Raw genomic sequence first — 5,457 nt, 5'->3', positions numbered from 1 at the left:
AACATTAACAGTAGAAGGTAGTGTAACAGTAAATAATGCTGTGACCATTGCCAATGCAACATTAACAGTAGAAGGTAGTGTAACAGTAAATAATGCTGTGACCATTGCCAATACAACGTTAACAGTAGAAGGTAGCGTAACCATTTCTAACACAACACTAACTGTTCTGATTTCGGGACAAACATTTACTTCTAGCACCGATAGTTTAACTGGTGTTACCGGAACAGGAACAGTATTTACAGCAACCAATATTTCTACCCTTACTACAGCATCCATGTTTATTGATAATATTGGTACCAATCCTATCACCGTTTCTTTACAGCTCAGTCCTGATGGAACCACATATTTTGATGATTCAAGCTTTACAAATCAAATCATTGCAGCTGGGGCACAGACAATTATCGCTATAGGTAAATTTGCTCAGTTCGCTCAATTAACCTATGACGCAGGTGCAACAACTGCAACATTTAATGCTTACTATAACGGTCAGGCATAAGGTGAATTCCGGTAATAAAGGATAGGGTATCTTAAAGTCGCAGTGCACACGCGCTGCGGCTTTTCATATGATGTAGTATGGTTAAGGAGGTATTGTTATATGAAGATAAGCCTTTGTATGATTGTAAAAAATGAAGAAAAATATATTGCCCAGTGTTTAAAAAGCGCTTCTTTGTTGGTTGATGAAATTATTATTGTTGATACGGGGTCAACAGATAATACGATTGCAATAGCCAATGAATATCACTCCAAGATAATCCAAATTCCTTGGGAAAATGACTTCGGCAAGGCAAGAAATCATTCCTTGGCGCAAGCAACGGGTGATTGGATTCTTGTCCTTGATGCAGATGAATCATTATACATCGAGGATATTCAAAAATTAAAGGATATATTGCAACAAACAAAAGCAAATGGAATCGGTCTAAAATTTCATAATTTTATCGATGAGGGGTCTGAAGAAAATTACAATACCCATATGGGTGTAAGAATCTTTAGAAATCATTGTTTCCATTATCAAGGGGCAATTCATGAACAACTGTTGCCCATAAATAACACAGTGGCCATAAATATAGAACCTACTGATGTAAGGGTTCGTCACTTTGGTTACTTAAAATCCAATTCCGGTAAAAAGAAAAGGGAAAGAAATATACCCATCATTCAAAAGCTTTTAGATGAGAATCCACAGGACTCCTTCCAGCTTTTTAATATGGGCAATGAATATATGAGCGATGATGACTATAGCAAAGCTTTATATTATTTTGAAAAAGCCTATGAGAATAAAGATACTACCCTTGCTTATTGCCCACACTTAATATTTAGGAGGGCAATTTGCTTAAATTATTTAAAAAGAGATGAAGAAAGCCTGGCGATATTGGGCGAAGGGGTTATGCTTTACCCCAAATGCATAGATTATGAATATTTAAGAGGGCGAATCTATAAATCCCACAAGCAATATTCTTTGGCAATCGCAAGTTTTGAAAAATGTGTTTCAAATGGTGTTGCACCTCTTAATTTAACATTTTTAAGTGACACGGAAGGGTTCCGTTCTTTTGTTGAGCTAGGACATATATACTTTTTGCAAGATGATTTTGCAAATGCTCTCTCTTATTATCTGAAAGCCCTTGGATTAAAAAATAATCACTATGAACTGCTCTATAAGATTGGAGAGCTTTTAAACAAGATGCATTCTGATAAAAATATCGTTGGTGCCAGCCTAGAAAAACTATTTGCCGATGGGTATTATATTAATAATGTATTGGTAATCGTAGATATATTGTTGAAAGAAAAGCTATATCTACATGCGGCAGAGTATTTTAAGAGAATTGAAGATCAAAAAGTATATATTGATGATATTCAGTATCTAAAAGCAAGAATATTATTTTATCAAAAAGAGTATGAAGGTGCATTTGATGCATTTTTAGGTGTTTTAGAGTCAGAAAACCATGTGCACTTGTTGCCAGAAGTAGAGGAAAGGTCCTTAGAATATGCAGTCATTTGTTATTTGGCATCTAATCAAAATGGACTTTTCAAATGTGAATTAAAGCGGATATTACCTTTGATTGAAGAGATAAAGAACGAAGAGCGAAAACAAGTTTTCATGGCATTTATTGTCAAAACTGAGGTGGTTTTCGCTTCAAGTGCAAAGCCGCAGATTTATCGGTTTTTATCTGAAATATTACAGATTACAGAATTTGAATTATTTGAACAGAGTCTTTCTATTTTAAATCAAATCGATAGCAATGAAGTGCTTTTAGATTTGGCAAATATATATTATATCAATGGTTATAAGGAGCTGGCACTAAAGAATACTATACGTTCTATAAAAGAATTAGATGTTCTCAATGCCAATGCAGTTCAAATTCTAAATAAGGAATTTCTTTTGCCCGAATAATGCCATGTTTTAAATGTGCGCAGATATTAAACGTTAAATATATCTCTAATGATTAACAGATAAAAAAAGCTCTGGAAGGGGATTTGTCTCTTCTAGGGCTTTTTTATAGAATGCGAGGTTATATTTTTTTTTCAATGCAAAGCAGAAAGTCTTTAGTAATAAGCCTTGGCAGTATTGCCTCTTGATCAAAGGTTATAGCAGGACTCTTATTCATTTCGTCTAAAATGCTTATGATTTCCAACGTTGCAGGCTCTTGGAGTAACATAATTGGTTTTATCGTGGCTCCTAGTTTAATGAGATGATTATACAAGCTTTCCAATGGGATACAGGAGCAAGACTCATCAAATGTAGCTTCTTTAAAGCTTCCAAGGGAATACAGCAAGTTGTTTTGGCTAAATGTATTCCTCAACTTTAACAATAATGTTCCGCTGGGTTTTAACAAACCATAGAGGCGATTTATGAGAAGCTTGGGGTTGTCATAGGTATTGATAGGTTCTCCTAATATGATAAAGTCGAAGCTTTCTTGATCATAATAATCATATAAATAGTCGATTCTATCGCAATTCACATGACTACATACTGTTTGCAAATCAAAAAAATAATCTGCTTTTGTTGTAAAAGCATGAGAAGTTGTTTTGGTGATACCGTATTTTCTCAACTGATTGCGAACATCCAAAATTGGCGTTCCGCAACGGGTGTCTACCCCTAAAATATTAGGAATCCAATCATTTTTATGAGGATTTTCCAAAAGGGAGGTTAAGCCAATTTCATAGTTACGAACATCATCCCAGGCATCAAGACCATAATATTTTTCTAAGAAATTTTTTCGCCCCTGTTCAATGGAATTTCTCTGCTTTAGCACGTCTTCAGGGGTTGAGCTATATATATGGTTATGATGCACCCATGTATCCTTACAAAGAATGGTTTTGTATCCTGCCCGATTTAAGCGCCTTGCCATGTCATCATCTGCAAAGTCATGGAAGAATCCGTAATCAAATCCCCCCACAATATCAATACATTCCTTTTTATAAAAAAAGATTGCAGGCATTAGAGATAGTCTTTCTTCCCATTTGAGGGGATCAGAAATGTTAAATGCTTCCGCTGCCTGATTCATTTCCTCAGGGGAGTTAAAGCTTAAATTGACTTGTTGTAGATTAGATATATTAGATGAAACAGGGGAAACCCATCCGATGTTATCCGCCGATTTGATACAGGTTAATAAATTTTTAATGGCATTTTTCGGAACAACAACATCATTAGAAACAATAGCGCAATATTTGCTTTTTAAATTTTGCATTGCTACTAAAAAAGAGAAATTGGCATTGATATTTTTGGTGATGCGAATTATGGTTTTATTGGGGTGAGCTACACTTTTGTAATACTCCATAACTTCCGGTTGAGAGCCACTATCAATTAAAATCAAATCATAGGGAATATCTGTGTTTTGGATTAAATTATCTATACAAACCTTGGTTTTTTCTATACGATTGTAGGAAATTACTGCGATGGAGAGTTCATTTTCACAGTTTTGTATAAAGGAAAGGGCGGCATTTCCCCTTGATTGAAATATCGAGGTTGCTTCAACAGGTGGAAGCGCACCATCTGTATTAATTTCGAAATATTTGTCCATTTGAATTACTCCTTATTCATATCAATAATCATTTCTTTGACAGTTGGTATCTCCAATTTGGAGCACAAGGTTTTTGTGGTACGCAAGGTACGATCAATTTTTTCAGGGTAGGCTTTGGTTATCTCAAGTTTAAGGGAAAAGATATCATTAAAATACTGCAATAGTTGGAATTTGCTCACATCATCAGCGGCAAAAACATGAAAAAGATCGGTTTCATATAAATCTTCAAGAATAATTTTTTCACATATCTTTGCATACCATTTTGTGGTGAGGCCATTCCAAAGATGTGTATCATAACCTTCTATTCTCTTTCCCGCTTGAGATTTCGCCCAAGAAAAAAGGCTTACAAAATTATGGGTTTCTTGCCCTACAATGCTAGTCCTTAGAACCATTCCGTTGGAAAAACACTCCCCTAAGGATTTGCTTTTGCCATAAAAATCTGTTGCATCTTGTGGTGAGTTTTCTACATATTTTCCGTCTTTCCCGGAATAAACACAATCTGTGGTAATGTGAATCAGCCGCATATTGTTGCTGTCACAGTAACGTGCCAATTCCAAGGGGAATAGGGAATTGATTTTGAGTGATACTACGGGGTTTATATCAATAAAAGGCGTAATAATCCCAATACAATTTAAAATGTAGTCAAAATTTTTGGGTATGGTTTCTACACTGTCGGTAAGGGCATCAAAATAAATTCCATTGGATGTTGGGTCAAATTGGGTTCGATAGGTTGGGATTGTAATAAAGTTAGGATTCTTTTTAAAATGATTATACACTGCACTGCCCAGCATCCCTGTTGCGCCTAGAACCAAAATCTTTTTTTTCATTTTCCATCCCTCCACGCAGTAAGTTCATTTTGAATAAAATCAAGCTTTAGAAGTTTTTCTTTTATTTCGGGGATGGACAGCATGGTGGTGTTGCTGGATGTATACTCATCAGCCACCAAGGTTCTTTTGTTACCCAAAGTTAGATATTTTTCGTAATTCAAATTTCGATTATCCATTGTTATTTTAAAGTAGTTTTCTAACTCAATGGAACGTGCCATTTCTTCTCTGGTAACCAAGGTTTCAAAGAGTTTTTCCCCATGACGTGCTCCAATGGTTAAGATTTCGTTTGGGGCGTGAAAGAGTTCTTTCAAAGCCTGTGCCAAATTCAAAATGGTGCTGGCGGGTGCTTTTTGCACAAAAAGATCACCTTGCTGTGCATGATGAAAAGCAAAAAGGACAAGGTCAACAGCTTCCTCCAAAGACATTAAAAATCGTGTCATTTTGGGGTCAGTTACTGTGATGGGCTGACCCGATTTAATTTGCTCTATGAATAGGGGAATAACAGATCCTCTGGATGCCATTACATTGCCATACCTTGTACAGCAAAGTGTGGTTTCTTCAAGGCTAACGGTTCTGGATTTTGCGGCTACTATTTTTTCCATCATTGCCTTTGA

5 protein-coding genes are annotated in these 5,457 nt (G+C 35.8%); 2 read left to right on the top strand and 3 right to left on the bottom strand.

Annotation, left to right across the window (positions count from 1 at the left end; translation table 11 throughout):
- On the top strand, positions 1-496 hold a 496-nt coding region (locus tag RTK36_RS14490), incomplete at its 5' end, for a DUF6385 domain-containing protein (protein ID WP_312047949.1).
- Positions 497-595: 99 nt separating this feature from the next.
- Positions 596-2,386 carry a tetratricopeptide repeat-containing glycosyltransferase family 2 protein gene (locus RTK36_RS14485; RefSeq protein WP_312047948.1) on the top strand — a complete coding sequence of 597 codons (1,791 nt, stop codon included), beginning with the start codon at positions 596-598 and terminating at the stop codon, positions 2,384-2,386.
- A 118-nt stretch (positions 2,387-2,504) separates the two neighbouring features.
- Here RTK36_RS14485 and RTK36_RS14480 read toward each other — a convergent pair whose 3' ends face one another.
- The 3 genes from RTK36_RS14480 to RTK36_RS14470 form a co-directional block, all read right to left on the bottom strand.
- Positions 2,505-4,016 (bottom strand): glycosyltransferase family 2 protein, encoded by a 1,512-nt coding sequence (locus tag RTK36_RS14480; RefSeq protein ID WP_312047947.1) that lies wholly within the window; start codon positions 4,014-4,016, stop codon positions 2,505-2,507.
- A 5-nt stretch (positions 4,017-4,021) separates the two neighbouring features.
- Positions 4,022-4,843, bottom strand: coding sequence for a sugar nucleotide-binding protein (locus tag RTK36_RS14475; protein WP_312047946.1), 822 nt, complete (start codon positions 4,841-4,843; stop codon positions 4,022-4,024).
- A partial coding sequence (locus RTK36_RS14470) for a polysaccharide biosynthesis protein (protein WP_312047945.1) occupies positions 4,840-5,457 on the bottom strand: 618 nt, incomplete at its 5' end. The genes RTK36_RS14470 and RTK36_RS14475, both read right to left, overlap by 4 nt.

Origin of the sequence: Anaerotignum sp., assembly GCF_031981185.1 — a bacterium.
GTDB lineage: Bacteria > Bacillota > Clostridia > Lachnospirales > Anaerotignaceae > Chakrabartyella.
Note: the sequence above shows the minus strand (reverse complement) of the source record. Positions and strands in the feature narration are given on the sequence as shown.